The organism is Streptomyces sp. 13-12-16, assembly GCF_002114215.1.
In the GTDB taxonomy this organism is placed as follows: domain Bacteria; phylum Actinomycetota; class Actinomycetes; order Streptomycetales; family Streptomycetaceae; genus Streptomyces.
Genome location: NZ_NCTE01001358.1, coordinates 1 through 1,099, shown reverse-complemented (window position 1 = coordinate 1,099; position 1,099 = coordinate 1). Strand labels below are relative to the sequence as shown.

Below are 1,099 nucleotides of genomic sequence, written 5' to 3'. Positions count from 1 at the left end.
GGCCCGGCCGGCGGCGACGGCGGGGACCGCCCTCGTCGACATGGTTGTCGCCCCGCGCGCGCCGGGCGACGATGTCCCCCAGCGCATCGCCCCGCGGGAGGCCATGGTGACCGATCCCTGGGTGGCCCTGGAGCCAGGAGCCGACCCTGCCGAGCGCGTACGCGTGCTGCACCGGGCGCACGATGCCTTCACCGAGGCCGGTACGGTGCCGCGCCCGGTGCGCGGCGTGGTCGCCGAGTCATGGCGGCGCTCGGCGCGCGCCGGGGTGCACCCGGACGGCACCGCCGACATCGAACTGACGGACGGTGAGCTCGGGGCCTGCCGGGCCGAGCACCCGTTGGCGCATGTGATGCCGCTGTTCCGGGAGTTGCTGGGCACGTTCGCCTCCGACGGCCGACACCTGCTGGCGGTGTGCGACGCGCGCGGCAGGCTGCTGTGGGTCGAGGGGCACACGTCGACGCTGCGGCAGGCGCGGCGGATGAACTTCGTGCCGGGCGCCCGGTGGTCGGAGAACGCGGTCGGGACGAACGCGCCGGGCACGGCGGTCGCCGTGGGCCGTCCGGTCCAGGTGTTCGCGGCCGAGCACTTCGTGCGGCGCGTACAACCGTGGACGTGCGCGGCGGCCCCGGTCCACGATCCCCGCACGGGGCGGCTGCTCGGTGCCGTGGACATCACCGGCGGGGACGGCCTCGCGCATCCGCACAGCCTGGGGTTCGTGCAGGCGGTGGCACGCGCGGCGGAGTCCCAGCTGGCGCTGCTCGCTCCCGGGAGCCGGGTTGCAGGCGGGCCCGAACTGGCGGCACTGGGCCGCGACCGGGCGGTGCTGACGGCGGAGGGCCGCAGGATCCGGCTCAGCCGCCGGCACAGCGAGATCCTCGTCCTGCTGGCCGGGCGCCCCGACGGCCTGACCGGTGACGAACTGCTGTGCGCCCTGTACGAGGACGAGTCGGTGCCACCGGTGACGCTGCGCGCGGAGCTCGCCCGGCTGCGCCGGGCGCTCGGGCCGGGGCTGCTCGCGTCGCGGCCCTACCGGCTCACGGCCCCCCTGGAGTCGGACGTCGCCGTCGTCGAACGCCGGCTGGCGGCCGGCGCGGTCACC

At 76.8% G+C, this 1,099-nt stretch carries 1 protein-coding gene; it reads left to right on the top strand.

Annotated elements, in window-relative coordinates:
• Window positions 1-106: 106 nt before the first annotated feature.
• A partial coding sequence (locus B7767_RS40815; RefSeq protein WP_085576293.1) for a GAF domain-containing protein occupies window positions 107-1,099 on the top strand: 993 nt, incomplete at its 3' end.